Here is a 25,605-nt window from a genome sequence, read left to right on the forward strand (position 1 = left end):
CGGGACAAGTTCCAGCGGTTGCACGACGCGCTGCTGGACCTGCTGGCGGAGGCCGGGTTCCTGACCCGGGACGGTGACCACGTCATCACCACCGACGCGGTGGCCGGGGCACACCAGGCCGAGGGGGCGGACCGCTGGGAGGCCGAGTTCGAGCGAGTGGCGGACGCGTGCCCGGACATCGAGCCCACCGTCACCCTCAACCGGGAGTTCCTGCGGGCCTACCCACGGCTGCTGCGCGGTGAACTGGTGGGCACCGAGGTCATGTTCCCCGACTCCTCGATGGAGCTGGTGCAGGACCTCTACCGGGGGAATCCGCTCACCGACTTTTTCAACCTGCTGGCGGCCGACACCGTACGCGCCTTCCTCGGCGCCCGGCTGCCCCAGCTTCCGGCCCACGAGTCGGTCCAGGTGATCGAGCTGGGCGCCGGGACCGGTGCGACCAGCGAGCGGGTGCTGTCGGCGCTGGTCGAGCACTCCGGCCGGGTCGGCTTCACCTTCACCGACATCTCACCGCGCTTCCTGGAGCACGGCCGCGAGCGGTTCGCCGCGGCCTACCCGTTCGCCGGGTTCCAACTGCTCAACCTGGAACGCGGACTGGCTGAGCAGGACTTCGTACCCGGTTCCGCCGATGTGGTCCTGGCCACCAACGTGGTGCACGCCACCAGGAATCTGCGGACCACCCTGCGCAAGGTCAGGGAACTGCTGAAGCCCGGTGGCCTGCTGGTGCTCAACGAGCTGACCGCCATCCGGCCGTACCTCACGGTCGGTGGCGGCGTGATGGAGGGGTGGTGGGCCTTCGAGGACAGCGAGCTGCGCATTCCGGGCTCGCCGCTGGCCACGCCACCCGCCTGGACCCGGCTGCTCCAGGAGGAGGGCTACGCACGGGTCAGGGTCCTCGGCGCGGAGGAGGGCGAATGGGGCCAGCGGCTGCTGGTCGCCGAGAGCGACGCCGCCGTGCCCGGCGGTCCGTCGGCGGAGCCCGCCGCCGAGGTGGCAACCACGGGCTCGCGGCCGGATCCGGCCGACGGGATCGAGGACCGGCTGCGGGAGCTGTTGGAACGGGTTTTGAAGCTGGACGAGCGGATCGATCCGGATCGTCCGCTGGCGGACTACGGCTTCGACTCGCTGAGCGGACTGAAGATCGTGGCCGCGGTGGATGACGCGTTCGGTGTGCCCGTGCCGCTGGACGAGTTCTTCGAGCGCCCGACGCTACGGGAGTTGACGGCGCATCTGACGTCCGGCTGGCTCACCGCAGTGGTGGCACCTGCCGCGGCCGCCGAAGCCGCCCCCATGACCCAGCCGTCCCCGGTGGCAGCCGCGGCGGCACCGGTCCTGCGCCCGCGCACCGATGCCGAACTGATCACCCACCCGCTGTCGGAGGGACAGCGCGCGCTGTGGGTGATCGAGCAGATCGCACCCGGCAACCACGCCTACAACCTCCCGCTCGCCTTCTGGCTCGACCGCGACGTCGACGTCCTCGCCCTGCGCATCGTCCTCCAGGACGTCTTGGACCGGCACGACGCGCTGCGCTCGACCGTCCGTACCGGCGAGGACGGGCGGCCCTTCGTACGGATAGCCGCCGAACCCGAGCTGCCGTTCCAGCAGGTCTTCCTCACCTCGGACGACGAAGCGGACCTCCGTGACCGGATACGGGTGGACATGCGGCAGCCCTTCGAGCTGTCCCGGGGCCCGCTGGTGCGCGCCACGCTGTACACCCTCGGCGACGGCCGCCACGCGTTGCTGCTGACCGTGCACCACCTGGTGCTGGACGGGGTGTCCATCCCTCTGCTGCTGGACGACGTCGAGCGCGGTTACCGCACGGTCCGCCAAGGCCGTCCGTTGCCGGACAGCCGGCCCACCCGCACTTTCGCCGACTTCACGGCCCATCAGCGCGATCTCCTGGCCGGGCCCGAGGGAGAGCGCCTGCGCGCGTACTGGACGGACCGGTTGCGCGACCGTCGGACGACCGTCCCGCTGCCCCTGGACCGGCCGCGGCCGCCGGTGCCCGGTTTCCGGGGCGCGGTGGTGGAAGGGCGACTGCCCGCGGCGGTGACCGAGGGGGCCCGGGCTCTCGCCACCGCCGAGCGGACCTCGCTGTCCAGCGTCATGCTGGCTGCCTTCTTCGCCCTGCTGCACCGCTACAGCGACCAGGCCGACATCGCCGTCGGTACCCCGACGGCGAACCGTCCGGCCGAGGGCTACGACGATGTGCTCGGCTACTTCATGAACATGGTGGTCCTGGCCGAGCGTGTGGACGGGCAGGAGCCCTTCCACACGCTGGTACGCCGGGTGCACCGGACGGTGATGGACGCCCTGCGGCACGGCGCCTACCCGCTGATCACCCTCGCCGAGGAGCTGAGGCGCGAGCACCCCGCCGCCCATGACAGGCTCTTCGACGTCGCCTTCTACTTCCACAACTGGGCCCGCGACATGCGCAATGACGGCCTCGTCCGGGACCGCGTCGAGGGCGTGCACCAGGAGGGCGAGTTCGACCTGACCCTCGACCTGATCGACCACCCGGAGGGCTGCCGGTACACCCTGAAGTACGACCCCGACCTGTTCGACGCCGCCACGGTGGAGCGGATCGGCGGCCACTTCGGCACCCTGCTGGCCTCCGCGGTCGGCGCCCCCGGGGCCACGGTGGGCGATCTGGAGCTGCTGACCGAGGGCGAGCGTGCCATGCTGGCCCCGCCCGCCACCGCCGCGTACCCGGCCGACACCCTGGTGTGGGAGCTGGTGCGGCGCCAGGCCGAGGCACGCCCTGACGCGGTGGCGGTACGTTTCCAGGGCACGGAGCTGACCTACCGCCGGCTGCGGGAGCGGGTGGACGCGCTGGCCGCCCGTCTGGTCGCCGCGGGCGTCGGACGCGGCCGTACGGTCGGTGTCCTGCTGCCGCGTGACGCCGGACTGCCGGTGGCCCTGCTCGCCGTCCAGGCCGCCGGTGGCGCGTACGTACCGCTCGACCCGGCGTATCCCGCGCAGCGGCTCGCCTACATGGCCGAGGACGCCGGACTGCACCTGCTCCTCACCCACTCCGCCGTCGAGGCCACCTGCGGTGACACGGCGCCCCGACTGCTCGTCGACGGCGACGGGCAGCCGCCCGCGGCCGCCTCGCCGGGCCCCGCGGGGCCGCTGGACACCGCGTACGTGCTGTACACCTCCGGCTCCACCGGCCGTCCCAAGGGCGTCCGCGTCCCTCACCGGGCACTGGTCAACTTCCTCTGGTCCATGCTCCGGGAACCCGGATTCGGGGCCGGGGACACACTGCTCGCCCTCACCACCGTCTGCTTCGACATCTCCGGTCTGGAGCTGTACCTCCCGCTGATCAGCGGCGGCACTGTCGAGATCGTGCCGACCGAGGTCGCCCAGGACGGACTGCTGCTGCGGGAGGAGGTCGAGCGCGGCACGGCCACGGTGATCCAGGCGACCCCGGCCACCTGGAAGATGCTGCTCGCCGCGGGCTGGCAGGGGAATCCGGACCTCAGGGTGTTCTGCGGTGGCGAGGCGCTGCCGTACGACACGGCGCAGGCGCTGCTCGCCACCTGCCGCGAGGTGTGGAACCTTTACGGCCCCACCGAGACCACCATCTGGTCGGCGGTGAGCAGGCTGCGGCGCGGCGAGCCCGTCACCATCGGGACTCCGGTCGCCAATACCGGGCTGTACGTGCTCGACAGCGCGCACAGGCCGGTGCCCACCGGTGTCGCTGGTGAGCTGTACATCGGCGGCGACGGCGTGGCCGACGGCTACCTCGGCCGCCCCGAGCTGACCGCCGAGCGCTTCCTGCCCGACCCCTTCGCGACCCGCCCGGACGCCACGATGTACCGCACGGGCGACCTGGTCCGCAGGCTGGCCGACGGGCGGATCGCCTACCTGGGCCGGATGGACGCCCAGGTGAAGGTGCGTGGCTTCCGGGTCGAACCGGAGGAGATCGAGTCGGCCCTGCGGCGGCTGGAAGGCGTACGCGAGGCCGCGGTGGTGGCACATGGCCGCGGTGGCGGCGACAGCACGCTGCTGGCGTGCTACGTGCTCGACGACGGTGCCCCCGAACCGGCCCGGGACCGGCTCGCCGCCTGGCTGCCGTCCCATATGCTCCCCGACGCACTGATCCGGATGGCTTCCCTCCCGTACACGCTCAACGGCAAGGTCGACCGCACCGCGCTGGCCACACTGGCACCGGCCGACCTGCGGGCGCGCTTCGGCAACCCGGCGACCGAGCGGCCACCGCGGTCCGCCGAACCCGCCGCGGCCACAGGCCGCGTTGCGGCACTGATATCCGAACTCGCTCTTATGACGGGCGAGTTGGCGGACGTACGACCGCAGGACATCGGTCCGGAGACCCCGCTCGGCGAGGTCGGCATGAACTCGGTGCGCTTCACCGCGCTGAGCGCCGAACTGCGCAATGCGTACGGCATCGAGGTCCGTCCGACCCTCTTCTACCGCAAGGGCACGCTGTCCGCGCTGGCCGAGCACCTGTGGGAACACCACCCGGCCGAGCTGACCTCACGGTTCGGTGCCGCCGCGGAACGACCGGCGGCCGAGCCGCGGCCAGCCGGGCAACCGGCCGGGCCGCGGCCCGGCGGCGATGCCGCGATCATCGGCATGGCCGGGCGGCTGCCCGGCTCGGAGAACCTGGACGCGTTCTGGTCCCATCTGGCCGCCGGGCACGACTTGGTGGGCGAAGTGCCCGCCGAGCGCTGGGACTGGCGCGACCAGCCGTCCTCCCGCTGGGGCGGCTTCATCCCCGGCGTGGACCGCTTCGACGCCGCCTTCTTCGGCATCTCGCCGCGCGAGGCGGAGCTGATGGACCCCCAGCAGAGGCTGCTGCTGGAGGTGGTCTGGGCGGCCGTCGAGGACGCCGGTTACCGCCCGTCCGACCTCGCCGGACAGCGCGTCGGAGTGTTCATCGGGGTGGCCAACGCCGACTACCTGGAGGCCCAGCGGGCCGCCGGCCACGCTCCGCAGAGCCACACCGCCACCGGCGCGGCGCTGTCCGTCATCCCCAACCGGATCTCCTACCTGCTGGATCTGCGCGGCCCCAGCATGGCCGTGGACACGGCCTGCTCCGGTTCGCTCTCCGCCGTCCACCTGGCCTGCGCCGCGCTGCGCGACGGCACCTGCGACCTGGCCCTCGCGGGCGGCGTCAACCTCATCCTCACGCCCACGGTGTACGAGGTGCTGAGCCAGGGCGAGATGCTGAGCCCGGACGGCCGCTGCAAGACCTTCGACAGCCGGGCCGACGGCTACGTACGCGGCGAGGGCGTCGGCGCCGTGCTGCTCAAGCTGGACGACCGGGCCAGGCGCGATGGCGACGCCGTGCACGCCGTCATCCGGGCGGCCGCGGCGGGCCACGGCGGCCGTACGACATCGCTCACCGCACCCAGCCCGGACGCCCAGGCGGATCTGCTGGCCGAGGCATACCGCACCGCCGGTGTGCCACTGGAGACGGTCGGCTACATCGAGACCCACGGCACCGGCACCGCGCTGGGCGACCCGATCGAGACCACCGGGCTGAGCACCGCCTTCCGCCGGCTGCGCGCGGAACAGGGCACCACCGCCGCGCCCGGCTGCGCCATCGGATCGGTCAAGACGAACATCGGCCACCTGGAGGCCGCGGCCGGCATCGCCGGGCTGTTCAAGGTGGTGCTGGCCATGAGGCACGGCACCATCCCGGCCAGCCTCCACCTGCGTGAGCAGAACCCCTACCTGGAACTCGACGGCGGCCCGTTCGAGGTGGCTGCCACCGCCCGCCCCTGGCCGCGGCCGCGCGACGCGGCCGGACACGAGCTGCCGCGGCGCGCCGGTGTCAGCTCCTTCGGCTTCGGCGGGGCCAACGCGCACGTCGTAGTGGAGGAAGACCACATGCCGGACACCCGCGAGGACGGTGCGGTGCAGCAGCTGTTCGTCCTCTCCGCCCGCGACCCCGAGGCGCTGCGGCGCTCCGCGCGGCAACTCGCCGACCACCTGGCGGATCACGATGTCCGGCCGGGCGACCTGGCATACACCCTCCAGACCGGACGGGAGCCCATGGGCCACCGGCTCGCCGTGGTGGCGGACGGCACCGCGGGGCTGCGCGCGGAGCTGGTCGCGCACCTGTCCGGTCACCCCTCGGCGGTGCGCACCGGACGGGCCGAACGGGGCGCCACCCCGCACCCGGCGGTCAGCGATACACCCGATGTGGCCACGGTCTCCCGCGCGTGGCTGTCCGGTGCCGACATCGACTGGCGGTCGCTGCACCGGGGCGCCGCCCCGCGCCGGGTGCACCTGCCCACCTACCCGTTCGCCGCCACTCGCCACTGGTTCGCACCAGGGCCGTCCCCGGCGGTGGCACCCGGCCGGGCCGTCACCCCGCCGCGTCCGGCCCTGCTGGATGCCGATGTCCCCACCGAGGGCGGACCGGCCTTCGCCAAGACCCTCACCGGAGAGGAGTTCTTCCTGCGCGACCACGTCGTCGGCGGCGAGCCTGTGCTGCCCGGCGTGGTGTACCTGGAGATGGCCCGGCTGGCCGGTGAACGCGCCCTGGGCGCACCGGTTCGCGGCGTCGACGGCCTGGTGTGGGCGAGCCCCATCCGGGTCCCCGCAGGCAGCGAGCACCGGGTGGTGGTCCGGCTGACCGGCGACGGCGGCACCTCCTTCGAGGTGTGCACCGCCGGTGACGACGTCACGGTGCACGCGCACGGCACGCTGCTGGTCGGCGAAGCCGGGGACCGCCCCGCCCGGATCGACCCGGCGGGCGTGCGGGCGCGCTGCACGGCCGTCCGGGCCGGTGCCGACTGCTACACGGCCTTCTCCCGGCTGGGCCTGGACTACGGTCCCAGTTTCCAGGTGATCGAAGAACTCGCGGTCGGCGAGCGCGAGGCGCTGGCGTCCTTGCGCCTGCCCGGGGCGCGCGTCGCGGATGCCGCTGACTACGTGTTCCACCCGTCGCTCCTGGACGCTGCCCTCCAGACGGCGGGCCGACTCGCGCCCGGCGCCGACGACCTGACCCGCCCGCTGCCGTATCTGCCCTTCTCCCTGGGATCGGTGCGGCTGTACGGCGAACTGCCCGAGCTGATGTACGCGTACGCCACCCCCTCGGCGCGCCCGGCCACCGCCGGAACGCTCTGCTTCGACGTGGCGCTGCTGGACCGGGCGGGCGACGTGGTGCTCGCGATCGAGTCCTTCACGCTCCGCGCGGTGCCCGCGGGCCACATGGTGGCCGCGCGGGGCACGGCGGCCGCGGACGATGCGGTGGCCGCGTTCGAACCGGTCCGGGAGCCCGCGCCTCTCGCCACGCGGCAGTGGCAGGGGACCGTTCTGGTGCTGGATGCCGGATCCCACGGCCCCGCTGTCGGCGCCGCCCTCACGGCAGCCGGTGCGACCGTCCAGCACATCGAGCTGACCGCCGGATTCGACGCCGGGGCGGCGGTCCGCGCCGGAGGGCAGGGACCCGGCCCCGTCCATGTAGTACATCTGGCGGGGGAGGACGCCGACCCCGGCAGCGCGGTCGAGCACGGCTTCCACGTGGCCTTGGCCTTCTGCCGGGAGTGGGAGCACGAGCGGCGCGACGCACTGCGCTACCTCTACGTCCACCGCGCCCCGGCCGTATCGCCCGCCCATCCGGCGATGGCCGCGTTCGCCCGCTCGGTGCGCAGCGAACACCCGTCCCTCGACTTCGGTGTCTTGGCCGTCGCGGACGGCTCGCTCGCCGAGGCGGTGGCCGGTGAACTCGGCGCCGAGGGCGGACCCGAGGTCCGGATCGACGCCACCGGGCGAACCCGCGGCTCCTGGCAACGGGTGAGCCTGCCCGCCGCCACCGGGTCCGCCTTCACGGGCTCGGGAGCCCACGTCATCACCGGCGGGACCGGGGCGCTGGGACTGCTGCTGGCGGAGCACATCGCCGCCGCACGGCGCGCCGCGGGAGTCACGGAGGGCGGCATCGTGCTCGCGTCGCGGACCGCTCCCGACCCCGGGACCGAGGCCCGCGCCCGGGCGATCGGCGCCCGTGTGGTCCAGGCCGACGGCTCCGACGCCGCGGCGGTCCACGCGCTGATCGCCGGGGCACGCCGGGAGCACGGTGCGGTGAGCGGGGTCGTGAACGCCGCCGGGGTGCTCAGGGACGCCCTGCTGCGCCACAAGTCCCGGGCGGATGCGGAGGAGGTGCTGGCCGCCAAGGTGCACGGGACCGCGCTGCTGGACGAGGCGACCCGCGAGGACGCGCTGGACTACTTCGTGACGTTCTCCTCCGCGGCGGCGGCGTTCGGCAACGTCGGCCAGACCGACTACGCCTTCGCCAACGCCTTCCTCGACCACTTCGCCGAGCGGCGCGAGGAACAGCGCCGCCGGGGCACGCGGCACGGCCGTACTCTCGCCGCCGCCTGGCCGCTGTGGGCCGACGGCGGTATGCGCGTCGACAGCAGTGGGCAGGAGCACGCGGCCCGGGTGCTCGGCATGCGTCCGCTGCGCACCCGCCCGGCGCTGGACGCGCTGGAGCGGGCCCTGGCCGGGACCGCGCCGAGGCTGCTGCTCGGGGCGGGCGACCCGGCCCGGATCCTGACCGCCCTGCGCGGCGAGGAGAAGACGAAGCACACGACGAACCCCACCGCGCCAGGGGCCCAGGCGGCCGAGGTGGCGGATACGACGGATGTACGGGCCCGGGCCGAGCGCCTGGTGCTCCGGATCATGGCGGAGGAGCTGAAGCTGCCGGAGGCGGAGATCGCCGTCACCGAGACCTTCGACCAGTACGGGGTGGACTCACTGATCACGCTGAGCGTGACCCGGCGGCTGGAGGAGCACGTCGGCCCGCTGTCGAAGACCCTGCTGTTCGAGTACGTGACGGTCCGCGAACTGGCGGACCACCTGGCCGGAGCACACCCGGAGGCGCTGGCCACACGGCATCCCGCCGCCGATCCCGCCACCGCCGATCCCGCCGCCGTTGAAGCTGTCGCCACCGGGGCCGCCCCCGCCGATCCCGCCACCGCACACACCACCCCCCGCGGCCAAGACATCGCGATCATCGGCGTCGCGGGCCGGTATCCGCAGGCAGACGACGTGGACGAGTTCTGGCGCAACCTGCGCGAGGGCCGGGACTGCGTCGAGGAGATCCCGTCCGAGCGGTGGAACAACGACCTGTTCCACGACGCCGACACCTCGCGGACCGGCAAGACGTACGGCCGGTGGGGCGGCTTCATCCGGGGCGCCGACCGCTTCGACCCGATGTTCTTCCGGATGTCACACATCGAGGCCGAGCACACCGACCCCCAGGAGCGGGTGTTCCTGGAGACCGTCTGGCATCTCCTGGAGGACGCCGGCGTCACCCGGGAGGGGCTGCGGGGCTTCCGCACCGGGGTGTTCGTGGGCATGATGTACGGCCAGTACCAGCTCTACGGTGTCCAGGAGGCGCTGCGCGGCGAGGGCCTGCCCCCGCACTCCTCGTTCGCCTCGGTCGCCAACCGAGTGTCGTACTTCTTCGACTTCACCGGGCCCAGCGTCGCCGTGGACACGATGTGCTCCTCCGCGCTGGTCACCATCCACCAGGCGTGTCAGGCCATCCGCGACGGTGACTGCGATGTGGCGGTCGCCGGTGGCGTCAACATCACCAGCCACCCGGCGAAGTACCTGCAATTGGCGTGGCGTGGCTTCCTCGCCGAGGACGGCCGCTGCCGCAGCTTCGGCGAGGGCGGCACCGGATACGTCCCGGCCGAGGGTTCCGGCGCGGTCCTGCTCAAGCGGCTCGACGCAGCGCTGGCCGACGGCGACCGGATCCTGGCGGTCGTCAAGGCGTCCGCGGTCAACCACGGCGGCACGGGGCGCGGCTTCAACGTCCCCAGCCCCAGAGCGCAGGGAGATCTGGTGCGGGCCGCGCTCGACCGTGCCGGGATGCGCCCGGCGGACCTGGACTACGTGGAGGCACACGGCACAGGTACGGCGCTCGGCGACCCGGTCGAGGTGACCGGCATGATGCGGGCCTTCGGGGACGACATGCCGGAGCGGCTGCCGATCGGCTCGGTCAAGTCCGCCATCGGGCACGCCGAGTCGGCGGCCGGCATCGCGGCCGTCACCAAGGTGCTGTTGCAGATGCGCCACGGTGAGCTGGTTCCCACCCTGCACGCGGACCCGCTCAACCCGAACATCGACTTCGCGGCCACCCCGTTCGAGGTCCAGCGCGCCCTCGCGCCCTGGCCGCGCCGTCCGCTCGCCGACGGCACCACGAGGCCGAGGACCGCGGGCGTCAGCTCCTTCGGTGCGGGTGGCACCAACGCGCACGTCATCCTCCAGGAGTACCCTGCCGTCGCGCTTCCACCGGCCCGCCCGGCCGGTCCGCACCTGGCGGTCCTCTCGGCCCGGGAGCCGGATCGGCTGGCCGAACAGGCCCGCCGCCTGGCGGCACACCTGCGCGCCGAGGGCTCCGGCGCGGCCCCGCAGGAAGTCGCCTGGACGCTACAGTCGGGACGCGAGGCCATGGCGCACCGGCTGGCGGTGCGCTTCGACGACCTCCCGCAACTCGCCACCCGGCTGGAGGAGTTCGCGGCCGGGGGTGAACCGGCCGACTGCTGGACCGGAACAGTCGACCCCCGTAAACCGGCCGACGACGCGACGCCGTCGACCGATCCGACGGCCTGCGCGGTCGCCTGGGCCGCGGGACGGCGGGTCGACTGGGCGGCCCTGCACGGCGAAGCACGGCCCGGCCGGGTGCCCCTGCCCGGTTATCCGTTCGGCGGTGGCCGGGTCTGGCTGGCGGCGGCCGACGCCGAACTGGCGGCCCTCGAAACCGGCCCCACCGCCGGGGGACTGCTGCTGACCAGGCAGTGGATGCCCGCCGAACCCGCGCGGCGGACCATGCCGCCAGGCAGGACCGCCGTCCTGGCCGTACCGGGGACCGAGGGCCCGGCCGCCCGGCTGGCCGCCACCCTGCCGACCGCGGAAATCCTCACCCGCGAACGGCTCCGAGCCGACCTCGACGCCTCGGACACCCGCTGGGACCGCTACGACGCAGTGGTCGACCTGGCGGGCTGCGCACCGGCCGGGGAGCCCGTCGACCGCTCCGTACTGCACACCTGGCTGGGCTGGTTGCAGCGCGTGGTGGACGGGGGCGGGCGCGGGCTGAGCGCCTTGCTCGTCTCCCGGGGTACGACACCGGCCCCCGCGGGCGCGGCCCGGACCGGGCTCTACCGGATGCTGCAGAGCGAGTACCGCCATCTGCGCTCCCGCCACCTCGACCTCGGGCAGGCCGACGACGAGCAGCTGTGCCGGTGGGTGGCCGATGAACTCGGCGCCGGGGATGAGCCGCCCGAGGTCGCCTACCGCGACGGGATCCGCCACCGTACGGTGCTCCGCGAACTTCCGGACCGTACGGGTGAGCCCGTACGGTTCCCGGCCGGACACGTGCTCTGGGTGACCGGTGGCACCCGTGGCATCGGACTGCTGACCGCGCGCCACTTCGTCGCCCGGTACGGCGTCCGCAAGCTCGTCCTCACCGGCCGTGAGGAGCTGCCGCCCCGGGCGGACTGGGCAGCGCACATCGCCGAAGGCGGCGTGCTCGGCCGCAAGCTGCGCCCCCTGGCGGAGCTTGCGGACCAGGGGGTGGAGCTGGAGGTCCTGTCCGTCCCGCTGGACGACCGGCAGGCCATGGCCACGGCACTGGCGGACGTCACCCGCAGGCTTGGCCCGGCCGGCGGGTTGATCCACAGCGCGGGCGTCACCGACACCGCCAACCCCGCCTTCGTCCGCAAGCCGCGCACGGGCATCGAGCAGGTGATCGGCCCCAAGGTCTTCGGCCTGGACACCCTCGTGGAGTGCTTCCGCGACCAGCCACTTGCCCTGTTCGTGCTCTACTCCTCAGTCGCCGCCACCGTGCCCGCACTGGCCGTCGGGCAGAGCGACTACGCGATGGCGAACGCCTACCTGGACGCGGTCGCCGAGGCGCGCCCGCACGGGCTGCCGCTGGTGAGCGTGCAGTGGCCGAGCTGGAAGGACACCGGCATGGGGGAGGCGCGCAGCGCCGCCTACCGGGCCTCCGGGCTGGCCACGCTGCCGGACGAGCAGGGGCTCGCGCTGCTGGACCGGGCGCTCGCCAGTGGCGCCCGCGTGGTCATGCCCGCGGTGGTGCGTCCGGACGCCGACTGGCAGCCCGAGCGGCTGACCGGCCGCCACCTGGCGCCCGCCCCTGTACCGACCGAGGCCCCGGCAGCCCCACCGGAGCCGTCCGGGGCGCACCCGGGAACGGCCGAAGGAGCAGCCCAAGGAGCGGTCCAGGCCGCGATGGACGCCGCGGCCTCATGGCTGCTCGACCAGCTGGCGGTGGAGCTGCGGTTCGACCGCGCCCGGCTCAGTGGCGATGTCCCGGTGCACGACTACGGCATCGACTCGATCCTGGTCACCCAGCTCGTACAGACCCTGGCCAAGCAGCTGGACGTGTCGATCGACCCGTCGGCGCTGCTGGAGCATCCGACCGCCGACGGCTTCGCGGCCCATCTCGCCCGGGAACACCGGGACGAGCTCGTCGCCCGCTTCGGCGGCGCCCCGTCCGATGCGCCGCTGCCCGCGGCATACGTGGCACAGAAGGAGGCCGTCGCCGATCCCGTATCAGCCGTGTCCGTGTCCGCCGAGCCGGTACCCGCCGGTGCGGACATCGCCGTGGTCGGCCTGTCCTGCCTGTTCCCCGGCGCCGGTTCCGCGGGGGAGTACTGGGAGCTGCTGCGCGAGGGCCGCTCCGCCCTGCGGCCCGTACCCGAGGGGCGCTTCGGCGGGTCGGCCGGTCACCTCGCGGGGCTGCTGCCCGATGTGCTCGGCTTCGACCCGGAGGCGTTCCTGCTGTCCGAGGCGGACGTCGCCGCCATGGACCCGCAGGCGCTGCTGCTGCTCGAGCAGGTCAACAGCGCGGTGCACGACGCCGGTTACCGGCCCGCCGAGCTGAAGGGGCGCCGGGTCGGTGTGTACGTCGGCGCCCGGTCGGGCTGGGCCCCGGACGACATCCGGCTGGGCCAGGCGAAGAACCCGGTGATGGCCACCGGACAGAACTACCTCTCCGCGAACGTGTCGCAGTTCTTCGACTTCCGCGGGCCCAGCATGGTGGTCGACACCGCCTGCTCCTCCGCCCTGGTGGCGATGGACATGGCGGTACGGGCCCTGCGGGCCGGCGACATCGAATCGGCGGTGGTCGCCGGGGTGAGCCTGCTCATGGACGGGCGGGCGCACGAGGTCTTCGCCCGGCGGGGACTGCTGAACCCGGGCTCCGAGTTCCACCTGTTCGACCGCAGGGCGGCCGGACTCGTCCTCGGCGAGGGAGCCGGTGCCGTCCTCCTCAAACCGCTGGCCCGGGCGCAGTCCGACGGGGACCGGGTGCTCGCCGTCCTCAAGGGCATCGCGGTCAACAACGACGGCCGCACCGCGGGCCCGGCCACCCCGAATCCGCAGGCGCAGAAGGAGGTGATGGCCCAGGCGCTGGCGCACAGCGGCCATCTCCCCGGGGACATCGGCTGGGTGGAGGCCAACGGATCCGGCTCGACCGTCACCGACCTGCTCGAACTCAAGGCGATCCAGGCGGTCTACCGGTCCGGTTCCGCACAGCCGGTGGCGCTCGGCTCCGTCAAGCCGAACATCGGACACCCGCTGGCCGCCGAGGGGATCGCCGCGTTCATCAAGGTCGTGCTGATGCTGCGGCACCAGGAGCAGGTGCCGTTCCGCTCCGGGCAGGAACCGCCGGCCCACTTCGACCTGGCCGCCTCGCCGCTGTACTTTCCGAGGGAGCCCCGGCCATGGCCGGGGACGGCGGGCATCGCCGCGCTCAACTGCTTCGCCGACGGTGGCACCAACGCACACCTGCTGGTCGGCCCCGCGCCCGTAGGCCACCACCCGGCCCGGCGGCCGCTGCCGGAGGCCGCGCTGAACCGGCGGGTCGTCATCAGGGGCGCCGCCGCACCCGCCGCCCCGGCCGGGGGCCTGTTCTGGGACACCTACCGATGAGCGGCACGGCGGCGGACCGCGCCCGTCCCGGCCGGGCTCCGGAAGGCCCGCTGCCCGTGGTGTTCATGTTCTCCGGTCAGGGCTCGCAGTACTTCGGGATGGGCAAGGAGCTGTACGACGAGAACGAGGTGTTCCGTACCGAGCTGAGGCGCTACGACGCCGTGGTCGCCGAGGAGCTGGGCGAGTCGGTGCTCGCCCGGATCTTCGACCCTGAGCAGCTGAGGTACCACCCCTTCGTCGACACCCGGATCACCCACCCGGGCATCGTCATGATCGAGATCGCGCTGGCGGACACTCTCCGGGCGGCGGGCATCGAGCCCGACCAGCTGCTCGGAGCCAGCCTCGGCGAGTACGCGGCGGCCGTCGTCGCGGGCAGCCTCGACCCGTCCGACTGCCTGCGGGTGCTGGTCCGGCAGGCCGACGCGCTGCGTATGACCCCCCGCGGTGGCATGCTCGCCGTGTTCGGCGACCCCGGGCTGATGGAGTCGGTGCCGGGCCTCGACGCGTGTGAGATCGCCGCCCGCAACTACCCGGGCAGCTTCGTGGTCGCGGGCGCGGAGGTCGCGCTGACCCGCGCCGAAGCCGGACTTCGCGCCCGGAACGTGGTGCACCTGCGGCTGCCCGTCGAATACGCCTTCCACTCCCGGCTGATGGACGGGGCGGTGCAGGAGAGCCGGCGGAGCTTCGACGGAGTGGCCTTCGCGCCGCCGCGCATCCCCTGGGTGTCCTGTGTGGACGGCGCACCGGTGGAGCGGCCCACCACGGAGCACTTCCAGCGGGCCGCGCGCCGGCCGATCGAGTTCGAGCGCGCCATGGCGTGGTTCCAGGAGCGCGGCGACTTCCTCTACCTGGACCTGGGCCCCTCGGGCACGCTGCACAACTTCCTGCGCGCCGTCCTCCCCAAGGACACCCGCTCCACCTCGCTGCCGCTCCTCAGCCCGTTCGCCAAGGACACCGACCTCTTCGGGACGGCCCGGGCACACGCCGCCCCGAAGACACCAAGGAAGGCACACGCCATGAAGGTCTACGGATTCCCGGGTCAGGGGGCGCAGCGGCGGGGGATGGGCGCGGGCCTGTTCGAGCAGTTTCCCGAACACACCGCGATCGCGGACCGCGTGCTCGGCTACTCCATCCGGGAGCTGTGCGTGAGCGATCCGGAGCGCCGCCTGAGGCACACCGAGTTCACCCAGCCCGCGCTGTACGTGGTCGGCGCGCTGTCGTACCTGCGGCGCGCCGACCAGGACCCGGTGCCGCCCGACATTCTGATCGGGCACAGTCTGGGCGAGTACGTGGCGCTCTTCGCGTCCGGGGCCTTCGACTTCGAAACCGGGCTGCGACTGGTGCGGCGGCGCGGCGAGCTGATGGCCGCCGCCGGTGGCGGGGGGATGGCGGCGGTGGTCGGCACCGACGAGCCGACCGTGACCCGTACGCTCGCCGAACCCGGCCTCGACGGCCTGGACCTGGCCAACCACAACGCCATGGACCAGTTCGTCATCTCCGGCCCGGGCGAGCAGATCGATGCGGCGTGCGCGGCCCTGGAGGCCACCGGTGCCAGAACAGTGCGGCTCAACGTCAGCGCGCCGCTGCACTCCCGCTACATGCGCGGGGCGGCCGAGGAGTTCGCCGCCTTCCTGGCCGGGTTCGACCTGCGCGCCCCGGCGATTCCCGTGCTGGCCAACGTGGACGCCATGCCGTACACGTACGACACGTTCAAGGAGCGGCTGGCGGCGCAGATCGCCTCCCCGGTCCGGTGGACCGAGACCGTGCACACCCTGATACGGCAGGGCGACTTCGACTTCGTCGAGCTGGGCCCCGGACAGGTGCTCACCAAACTGGTCCGACGCATCAAGGCGGCCGGTGAGCCCTCTCCGGCCCTCCCCACGGCCACGCAAGCGGCGGCGGTGGCCGATCCTGCTACGCCCGCTGTGCACGCCGACGCACTCGGCGCCCGGAGCTTCCGCGAACGGTACGGGCTGCGGCGCGCCTATCTGGTGGGCTCGATGTACGGAGGTGTCTCCGGAACCCACCTGGTGCGCTCGGCGGCGAAGGCGGGCCTGCTCGGCTTCCTCGGTGTCGGTGGCCTTTCCGCCGACGAGACGGAACGGCAACTGCGCGATGCGGTAAACGAGTTGGGGCCCGGCGGTGCCTTCGGGGTCAACTTCCTGTACCGGTACGGGGCAACCGAGCAGGAGGCCGTGTTGGTCGACGCGCTGCTGCGGCACGGGATCGACCTGGTCGAGGCATCCGGCTTCCCGCTGATCACCGAGCAGTTGGTGCGTTTCCGGCTCAAGGGCGGCCGGATCCTGGCCAAGGTGTCCAGGACCGATGCCGCCGCCGCGTTCCTGGCGCCACCGCCCGAACCGCTGGTCGCCCGGCTGCTCGCGGCGGGCGCCGTGACCGAGGCCGAGGCCCGGGCCGCTGCGGACCGCCCGATGGCGGACGACCTGTGCGTCGAAGCGGAAGGCGGCTGGCTGAGTGGCACGGCCGATCTGCTGTCGCTGCTCCCCGCGACGCTGCGGCTGCGGGACTGGTCGGCCCTGCCCGGCCACCGGGTGCACATCGGATGCGCCGGTGGCATCGGCACCCCGGAGGCGGTCGCGGCGGCGTTTCTGATGGGCGCGGAATTCGTGCTGACCGGTTCGGTCAACCAGTGCGCGGTGGAGGCGGCCACCAGTGACCAGGTGAAGGAGATCCTCCAGGAGCTGCACGAGTACGACGTGGCCGCCGCGCCCTGGGGCGAACTGTTCGAACTCGGGGTCCAGGCCCGCTATGTGAAGCGCGGGCTGCTCTTCCCCGCCCGGGCGTCCCGGCTCCATGAACTCTGGCGCCGTCACGGCTCCCTGACCGAGATCGACGACGACACCAGGACCCAGGTGTTCCACCGCTACCTGGGTGCGGAGGCGTCCTCCCCGCCTCCGGCCCCCGGCACGGAGCCCAAGGCGGCCCTGGCGGCCCTGTTCCGCAAGTACTTCGCCCGTGGCCTGCGCCTCGCGCTGACCGGCGATCAGCGGTCCAGGGTCGACTACCTCATCCACTGCGGCCCGTCGATGGGCGCGTTCAACCAGGCGGTCGCCGGGACCCCGCTGGAACACCGGCGGGCCCGCACGGTCGAGGCCATCGCCGACACCCTCATGGAGGGCGCGGCCGAGCACGTCAACGGCCGGCTGCGCAGTCTCCAGACGCAATAGACCCATGCCCACACATCCGGAACAGGAGCACACCATGAGCACGGTGCCGGAAGGCGAGCCGTTGATCTTCAATCCGTTCACACCGGACTTCATGAACGATCCGTATCCGCACTACGCGGAGTTGCGCAGGGAAGTGCCGGTGCACGAGCACCCGGGCGGCTTCTGGATGCTCTCCCGCTACCAGGACGTGTTCGACCTGCTGCGCTCCAGCCTCTCCGTCGAACAGCGGCATGTCGCCCCGGGGCCCTTCCGCGACGCGTACGAGAAGGCGGGCGTCACGGACGAGCCGCGGTTGAAGGGCCTCGCCCTGCTGGACCGGGACCCCCCGGACCAGACCCGGCTGCGCAAGCTGGTCACCCAGGCGTTCACGGTACGCGCGGTCACCGCCATGGAGCCCCGCATCCGCGCCCTCGTCACCGACGCCCTGGACACCTTCGCCGAGGCCGGGGGCGGCGACCTGGTCGAGACGCTGGCCTTCCCCCTGCCGTTCACGGTCATCTCGGACATGCTCGGCATGCCCCCGACCGACACCCGGCACATGCGGGAGCTGACCGGCACGCTGATGCGCTCGGTCGAACCGACCACCGATCCCGTGGTGATGAGGGCCGTCGAGGCCGCCGACGCGGAGCTGTTCGAGCTGGTCGGTGACGCCGTCGCATGGAAGCGGAACCACCTCGCCGACGATCTGCTCAGCGCGCTCATCGCTGCCGAGGACGACGGGGACAAGCTCACCCACGACGAGCTGGTCGCCCAGGTCACCATGCTCTACGTCGCCGGTCACGAGACCACCGTGAACCTCATCTCCGGCGGCACCCTCGCCCTGCTCCGCAACCCCGACCAGCTGGAACTCCTGCGCGCCAAGCCCGAGTTGGAGGCCAACGCGGTCGAGGAGATGCTGCGCTACGACGCCCCCGTGCACAACAGCAGGCGGGTCACGCTGGAGCCGTACCAGGTCGGTGAGTACGAGATCCCTCCCGGCTCCTTCATTCTCGCCAACCTGGCCGGGGCCAACCGGGACGAGGAGTTCTTCGGACCCGACGCGGAGGAACTGCGCCTGGACCGGGAGAACGCGCGCCGCCACGTGTCCTTCGGCGGCGGTATCCACCTGTGCCTCGGCGCCACCCTGGCCCGTATCGAAGGCCGGGTGGCGATCGGAGAGCTGGTGCGCCGGTTCCCCGATCTCGCCCTGGACGGCGAGGTCGAGTGGAACGGACTGCTCAGCCTCCGCGGCGCGGCACGCCTGCCCATACGGGTCTGAGCCCGCACCGCGGCAGACCGAACCCCTTCGACGACGAGAGTGACGATGAACGAATCAGCACCCACGACGACGGTCGGCCACGACACCGTGCAGCACGTCAGGGACCTCCCGGTGGCCGAACGACGGGACGACGCCTGGCGGACACTGGCCGCCCTGGGCGAGCCCGCCCCCACGGCGGACGGCCTCGCCCTGACCAGCTTCGCCGTCGTCAAGGCGGTGCTCAAGGCGCCGGACCGGTTCTCCCTCGCGAAGGTCTTCGAGGCCGTGGAGACCGGATACCCCCTCATCCCGCTGGCCTTCGACCCACCCGAGCAGACCCACTACCGGCGCATCCTGCAACCCCTCTTCAGCCCCCGCCGGATCCGGCCGCTCACGGACGCGCTGCGCGCCCAGGCCGTCGACCTCATCGAGGCGGTCAAGGCCCGCGGCGGCTGCGACTTCGTCGCGGACATCGCCGTCCCCTTCCCAGCCCAGGCCCTGCTGACCCTCCTGGACATGCCGCTCGCCGACCGGGACCGGCTCATCGCCTGGAAGGACGCCGCCCTCCAGCTCACCGCCGACGCCGCCGGTGAACTCGTCCTCACCGACGAGGAACGGGCCGCCAGGGTGGACCAGACGATGGCCATGGCCGGCTACCTCGCCGAGCTGATCCAGGCCCGTCGCACCCACCCCGGCGACGACATGCTCAGCGAGATCCTGGCCCTGGACGGCGAGGACCGGTTCTCCGACGAGGAGGCGACAGGGCTGTGCCTGATGCTCGTCCTCGCCGGTCTGGAAACCGTCACCGACGCACTGGGCCTCGCCATGGAGCGCCTGGCCACCGACCCCGCTCGACGCCGTGAACTGGCGGACGACCCCTCCCTCGTCCCGGCCGCGGTGGAAGAATTGCTGCGGCTCGACCCACCGGCCCCCTTCCTCCCCCGCATCACCACCGAGGACGTCGAGATCGGCGGTTGTCCCATCCCCGCCGGCACCCTCGTCAACGCCCACCTGACCACCGCCAACCGCGACGAGAGCTGCTGGCCGCACCCCCACGACACCGACTTCCACCGCCCGGAAAACCCCCACACCAGCTTCGGCGTAGGTGTCCACCGTTGCCTGGGCACCCACCTCGCCCGCCTGGAAATGCAACTGATCCTTGAGGAATGGCACCGCCACATCTCCGACTACGCGATCGCCGAAGGCACCCCGCACCGAGCCAGACTGATCCGCGCGAATATCGGCCTGGAATCACTGCACCTGACCTTCGACCCGAGCCCCCCGCCCCACTCGGCCGTCTGACACTCCGGCCCCCGGCGGGCCGACGGACGGAGTCCGTGGCGCGGTGTGGTGGGCTGCGGTGGCCAGCGCCGCGAGCGTCATGGCGACGAGCAGCGTCCGCCATCGCCGCAGGGCGACTTCGGCGATGCTCCCCGCACGAGTGAGGCCATGAGGCCGTCGACGGAGCCGTGAGGCGGATCACGTCTGACGGCGGTCAGATGACCGTGGCTCGTGCGAAAGGGCGCCGAGGGTGGGGCGACCTGCCGTTTCATGAGGACCGAAGCATCAGCCTGATCCATTGCGTGAAATCTGTGTACCGCTGTTAACTCGTTGTTTCGGAGAGAAGTTTGCACCGCGCCGCCGGGCAATGGTTACGATCACGGCATGGTTACGGCTTGGTCGCGCTCCGGCATGCTGCGGCCCCGCTCTGCGGGGCCGTTGCGTCTGCTGTGGCTGGCCGTTCTGGTGCTCGGTGTCCTGGTCACGCACGGCGCGAGTGCTGAGAGTGCGAAGGGGCACGCAGGGGCCGGTGCAACCGGGCCCGCACACGCGCCCGCCGTGATTCAGGCAGGTCACACGAGCGGGGCCGGAGGAGGCTGCGCTGTCGCGAGCGCGTCGCCTGACGTTGCGGCAGCCGATGGCCAGCACGAGGACGATGGCTCGCACCACCCGGTCGAAGACTGCGTCTCCGGCCAGCCCCAGCAGGACCTGCACCTGGCCGCTCCAAGTCTGTCCACCTGGGGTCGTATGCCATCGACGCACGCGTTTGCGTTGGGGAACCCCGATCCCTTCCGATCGGGGTCGGCCGTTCCTTCGTTGACAGGTTCGAGAGTCTCCGTGGTGCAGCAGGTCTAGATTCCGGCGTCCCCCACTGGCCGCCGCTCTCCTGAGAAATGGCAGCCCCGTCCTGCGGGACGGGTCGGCCACGTGCGGTCAGTTCCCGGCACCCTGGACGTCCGTAGCCACGCTTCCTCGCGTTGAACGGACCGCTCCCCGGTGCCTGCCTGCTCGGATGCCTGCTGATCCCGATCCGCCGCTCCCTCCCCGCGCCGTGGGAGCGACGGCCGCTACCCGGAGGAACCGTGCCGTTCCACCCCCTTTCCCGCGCTCACATCAGCCGCCCGGCTACCAGGGCTCAGCTGCTGCGGCTGCTGGTTTCCGTCCTCGGAGTCTTGCTGCTGTGGGCGTTCGACTGTTCCGCCACGCACGCTGACGACAGCCACACGCAGGACCGGCCCTCGGTCTCGGCCGATCTCGTCCCGCTCGCGTCGGCGGACACCGAGCGTGCGATGCCACACGGACCGCATCCACACTCCGGTGCGCATTGCGCGCCGTACGTGATCAGCCAACTACCTTCGCAAGCACGGCAGTTGGTCGCGGACACCGCGGCCCCGGCCGTCTTCGCCGGAGTGGCGGCCGGAGTGACTGCCGCCGTGGCCGGCCCACAGTGGGTAGCTCGACACGGAGGAAGCAGACCCCGGATACGGCGTTCAGGCCGCGCCACCCTCGCCGTCGTCTGCCGGTGGCGGATCTAGACGGGCCTTTCGCGGCCATCGACACGGGCCGCGCGTGCTGCCACCAGGTTCCGAGGCGGATGCCTCTTCCTGGCCCGGACGGCGCGCCCGACGAAACCCCGTCACACCACCGATGAGAGCGGAAGATGCACCCGCAGACCACAACCGAGATCACACTGCCCGCCCGCTCGGCCCTGTCCGGGCTCGTGGGCGACACCCCGGTTCTCCGGATCTCCGATCCCCTCACCCCCGCTGACCGGGGGTTCTGGGCGAAGCTGGAGGGTTTCAACCCCGGCGGGATCAAGGACCGGCCCGGCCTGTACATGGTCGAGCGGGCCCGCGCCCGCGGCGATCTGCGCCCCGGCGCCAGGATCATCGAGTCCACCAGCGGCACCCTCGGCCTGGGACTGGCCCTGGCCGGCATGGTCTACGGCCACCCGGTCACCCTGGTCACCGACCCGGGTCTGGAGCGGTCCATGACCCAGTTGCTGACCACCTACGGAGCCCAGGTCGACGTCGTCTCCGAACCCCACCCCACCGGCGGCTGGCAGCAAGCGCGGCGCGAGCGAGTGGCTCAGCTCATGGCGCAGCACCCCGGCTCGTGGTGCCCCGACCAGTACAACAACCCCGACAACACCACCGCCTACACCCCACTTGCGCTGGAGCTGGCCTCCGAACTGGGCCACCTCGACGTGCTGGTGTGCAGCGTGGGTACCGGCGGTCACTCCGCCGGTGTCTCCCGGGTGTTGCAGGCCCTGTACCCGGAGCTGAAGCTCGTCGGCGTCGACACCATCGGCTCGACCATCTTCGGGCAGCCCGCCCGCACCCGGCTGATGCGGGGCCTGGGTTCAAGCATCTACCCCCGCAACGTCGCCTACGACAACTTCAGCGAGGTGCACTGGGTGGCACCGGCCGAGGCGGTGTGGACCTGCCGCCGGCTCGCCGCCTCCCACTACGCCACCGGCGGCTGGAGCGTCGGCGCGGTCTCCCTGGTGGCGGGCTGGCTGGCCCGCACCCTGCCCGCGGACACGAAGATCGCGGCGATCTTCCCTGACGGCCCGCAGCGCTATCTCGGCACGGTTTACGACGACGACTACTGCGCCGCCCATGGTCTGCTCGACTCCCCGCCGCCCGTCGAACCGGAGACGATCGGCCGCCTGGACGAGAAGGAAGTCAGCCGCTGGACCCGGTGCACCACCGTGGTCGACCCGCTCACCCTGTCCGATCCGGCACAGGGGAACGACGCTGCCGAGCTTGCTGAGTTCGACACCCAGGAGGAGGGAGACCGGTGATGGACCGGCAGTCACATTCCGGGGGAACCCTGGCGCAGATGCGCTCCTACCCGCGCAGCGTCCAGTTGTTGATGGTGAACCAGTTCTCCATCAACCTCGGCTTCTACATGCTGATGCCGTACTTGGCCGCGCACCTGTCCGGCACGGTCGGGCTGGCAGGCTGGGCCGTCGGGCTCGTGCTCGGCATACGCAACTTCAGCCAGCAGGGGATGTTCCTGGTCGGCGGAACCCTGGCCGACAGGCTCGGCTACAAGCCGCTGATCATCGCCGGGCTGATGCTCCGCATCGTCGGCTTCGCGACCCTCGGACTGGTGGACGCGCTGCCCGCGCTGCTCGCCGCGTCCGCGGCGACCGGGCTGGCGGGCGCCCTGTTCAACCCGGCGGTGAGGGCCTATCTGGCGGCGGACGCCGGGGAGCGCAGGGTCGAAGCGTTCGGGCTGTTCAACATCTTCTACCAGGCCGGCATCCTGCTCGGCCCACTCGTCGGCATGGTGCTCACCGGTGTCGACTTCCGCGTCGCCTGCCTGGTGTCGGCCGGGATCTTCGCGCTGCTGAGCATCGTGCAGCTCCGCAGTCTGCCCGCGCGCCGGGCAAACGACGCGCCGACCACCAAGGGAAGCGGCCGGCAGGACGGCGTGCTGTCCCAGTGGCGCACCATCGTGGCCAACCGGCCGTTCCTGCTGTTCTCGGTCGCCATGATCGGCTTCTACGTCATGCAGTTCCAGGTCTATCTCGCCCTGCCGCTGGAAGTGCGGCGCCTGGGCGGCGACGGAACGTCCGGGACAGCGGCGGTGGCGATGCTCTTCGCTGTTTCGGGCTTGAGCACGATCCTCTTCCAGACCAAGGTGACCGCGTGGTGCAAGGCCCGCATGGAGCCGGGCCGGGCACTTGCCTGGGGGCTGTTCACCATGGGCGTGGCATTCCTGCCCCTGCTGGTACCGACGGCCGTGCCCGTGCCGGAGGGCGGAGTGGGGCTGTGGCTGCTCGCGGCCGTGCCGCCCGCGCTCTCCGCTCTGCTCCTGGCGGTGGGGACGATGATCGCCTACCCGTTCGAGATGGACACCATCGTCCGGCTCTCCGGTGACCGCCTGGTCGCGACCCACTACGGGCTCTACAACACCATCTGCGGCGTCGGAATCACGCTCGGGAACCTGCTGACCGGGGCCTCTCTGGACGCCGCCCGCGCGGCTGGCGTCTCCGCGCTCCCGTGGATCGTGCTCTGCGCGCTCGGCTTGGCCTGTGCCGCAGCCCTGTACGGACTGCAGCGCACCGGCCGCCTCGCGCCGCCGGTACGCGAGACACAGCCCGAGTCGGTGTCTGCCTGACCGATGGTCCTGCGGCAGGGGGGACGAGCTTTCCTTCGTCCTCCCTGCCGGCAATGCGTCGAAGCCGCCGCCGTATGCGGCCGCCGGGGGCGGCCGTTCCTCAACGAACCAGTAGGGATGGAAACCAACCGTGAGCTCGAAACCTGTCGTACTCCTGGCTGAAAAGCTGTCGCCCGCCACTGTCGGCGCCCTGGGTCCGGACTTCGAGATCCGGCTCTGCAATGGCGCCGATCGAGCTGAACTCCTTTCCGCCATCGCGGATGCCGACGCGATCCTGGTACGAAGCGCGACCAAGGTCGACGCGGAGGCCATCGCCGCTGCCAAGAAGCTGAAGGTCGTCGCCCGCGCCGGGGTCGGCCTCGACAACGTCGACGTCCCCGCCGCCACCAAGGCCGGCGTCATGGTCGTCAACGCCCCGACCTCCAACATCGTCACCGCCGCCGAGCTCGCCTGCGGCCTGCTCATCGCCACCGCGCGGAACATCCCACAGGCCAATACGGCGCTGAAGAACGGCGAGTGGAAACGCAGCAAGTACACCGGCGTCGAACTGAGCGAGAAGACCCTCGGCGTGGTCGGCCTCGGCCGCATCGGCGTGCTGGTCGCCCAGCGGATGTCCGCCTTCGGCATGAAGGTCGTCGCTTACGACCCGTACGTGCAGCCCGCCCGCGCCGCGCAGCTGGGCGTCAAACTCCTCTCGCTCGACGAACTGCTGGAGGTCTCCGACTTCATCACGGTCCACCTCCCGAAGACCCCTGAGACCGTCGGCCTGATCGGCGATGAGGCACTGCACAAGGTCAAGCCCGAGGTCCGGATCGTCAACGCCGCACGCGGCGGGATCGTCGATGAGCAGGCGCTGGCCAGCGCGCTCAAGGAGGGCCGCGTCGCCGCCGCGGGCCTGGACGTCTTCGCCCAGGAGCCGTGCACCGACTCCCCGCTCTTCGAGTTCGACAACGTCGTGGCCACCCCACACCTGGGCGCCTCGACCGATGAGGCCCAGGAGAAGGCGGGCGTCGACGTCGCCAAGTCGGTGCGGCTGGCGCTCGCGGGAGAGCTGGTCCCGGATGCGGTCAACGTCGAGGGCGGCGTCATCGCCGAGGACGTCCGCCCCTGTGTGCCGCTCGCCGAGAACCTCGGCCGGATCTTCACCGCCCTGGCCGGCGAGGTCGCGGTCCGGCTCGACGTCGAGGTGTACGGCGACATCACCCAGCACAACGTCAAGGTCCTGGAACTCTCCGCACTCAAGGGCGTCTTCGAAAACGTCGTCGACCAGGCGGTTTCCTACGTCAACGCACCACTGCTCGCACAGGAACGCAAGGTCGACGTGCGCCACACCACCAGCTCGAAGTCCCCCGACCACCACCATGTGCTGACCGTCCGCGGTACCCTGAACAGCGGTGAACAGGTCGCGGTCTCCGGCACCCTGACCGGCCCCAGGAACATCCAGAAGATCGTGTCGGTGGGTCAGCACACCATCGACCTCGCGGTCAGCGACCACCTGATCTTCCTGCGGTACAAGGACCGGCCCGGCGTCGTCGGCACCGTCGGCCACGTACTCGGCGAGGCGGGCCTCAACATCGCCGGCATGCAGGTCTCCCGTTCCGTGCCGGGTGGTGAGACGCTCGCCGTCCTGAACGTCGACAGCAACGTCCCAGCCGACGTACTCAACGAAATCGCCCAGGAGACCGACGCCACCTTCGCCCGCTCGGTCAGCCTCGGCTGACCCGCATCAAGGTCGCAGAACCCGGGCCGCTCACTGCTTCGGCGGTGGGCGGCCCGAGGCCGCATGCTCGGTTGAGTACGGTTCTCCTGCTTGGCCGGTGATTCTCC

General features: G+C 72.0%; 7 protein-coding genes. All 7 read left to right on the forward strand.

Annotation, left to right across the window (positions count from 1 at the left end; all coding sequences use genetic code 11):
- The first annotated feature begins 18 nt into the window (after nucleotides 1–18).
- The 7 genes from SSOG_RS36985 (at nucleotide 19) to serA (ending at nucleotide 25,498) form a co-directional block, all read left to right on the forward strand.
- The gene (locus tag SSOG_RS36985; RefSeq protein WP_245606455.1) at nucleotides 19–13,941 is read left to right on the forward strand and encodes a non-ribosomal peptide synthetase; all 13,923 of its coding nucleotides are present in this window, start codon (nucleotides 19–21) and stop codon (nucleotides 13,939–13,941) included.
- Nucleotides 13,938–17,129 carry an ACP S-malonyltransferase gene (gene fabD / locus SSOG_RS36990; RefSeq protein ID WP_050800072.1) on the forward strand — a complete coding sequence of 1,064 codons (3,192 nt, stop codon included), beginning with the start codon at nucleotides 13,938–13,940 and terminating at the stop codon, nucleotides 17,127–17,129. The genes SSOG_RS36985 and fabD overlap by 4 nt, the downstream gene beginning before the upstream one ends.
- Nucleotides 17,130–17,163: 34 nt before the next feature.
- The gene (locus tag SSOG_RS36995) at nucleotides 17,164–18,387 is read left to right on the forward strand and encodes a cytochrome P450 (RefSeq protein WP_009719400.1); all 1,224 of its coding nucleotides are present in this window, start codon (nucleotides 17,164–17,166) and stop codon (nucleotides 18,385–18,387) included.
- A 45-nt stretch (nucleotides 18,388–18,432) separates the two neighbouring features.
- A complete protein-coding gene (locus SSOG_RS37000; RefSeq protein ID WP_009719401.1) occupies nucleotides 18,433–19,668 on the forward strand; it encodes a cytochrome P450 in 1,236 nt (411 codons plus the stop codon).
- 1,639 nt (nucleotides 19,669–21,307) lie between these two features.
- A complete protein-coding gene (locus tag SSOG_RS37005) occupies nucleotides 21,308–22,453 on the forward strand; it encodes a PLP-dependent cysteine synthase family protein (RefSeq protein ID WP_009719402.1) in 1,146 nt (381 codons plus the stop codon).
- Complete coding sequence (locus tag SSOG_RS37010) at nucleotides 22,453–23,778, forward strand: MFS transporter (protein WP_009719403.1); 1,326 nt, start codon at nucleotides 22,453–22,455, stop codon at nucleotides 23,776–23,778. The genes SSOG_RS37005 and SSOG_RS37010 overlap by 1 nt, the downstream gene beginning before the upstream one ends.
- 130 nt (nucleotides 23,779–23,908) lie before the next feature.
- Nucleotides 23,909–25,498: a phosphoglycerate dehydrogenase gene (gene serA, locus SSOG_RS37015; RefSeq protein WP_009719404.1), complete on the forward strand. Its 1,590-nt coding sequence runs from the start codon at nucleotides 23,909–23,911 to the stop codon at nucleotides 25,496–25,498.
- The last annotated feature ends 107 nt before the right edge of the window (nucleotides 25,499–25,605 follow it).

The sequence above is a fragment of the Streptomyces himastatinicus ATCC 53653 genome, assembly GCF_000158915.1.
GTDB classification, from domain to species: Bacteria; Actinomycetota; Actinomycetes; order Streptomycetales; family Streptomycetaceae; genus Streptomyces; species Streptomyces himastatinicus.

Excerpts from the sequence above, each read along its gene's own strand:
- SSOG_RS37010 (WP_009719403.1), top strand. The coding sequence starts at position 22,453 with ATGGACCGGCAGTCACATTCCGGGGGAACCCTGGCGCAGATGCGCTCC.
- SSOG_RS36995 (WP_009719400.1), top strand. The coding sequence starts at position 17,164 with ATGAGCACGGTGCCGGAAGGCGAGCCGTTGATCTTCAATCCGTTCACA.
- fabD (WP_050800072.1), top strand. The coding sequence starts at position 13,938 with ATGAGCGGCACGGCGGCGGACCGCGCCCGTCCCGGCCGGGCTCCGGAA.
- SSOG_RS37000 (WP_009719401.1), top strand. The coding sequence starts at position 18,433 with ATGAACGAATCAGCACCCACGACGACGGTCGGCCACGACACCGTGCAG.
- SSOG_RS37005 (WP_009719402.1), top strand. The coding sequence starts at position 21,308 with ATGCACCCGCAGACCACAACCGAGATCACACTGCCCGCCCGCTCGGCC.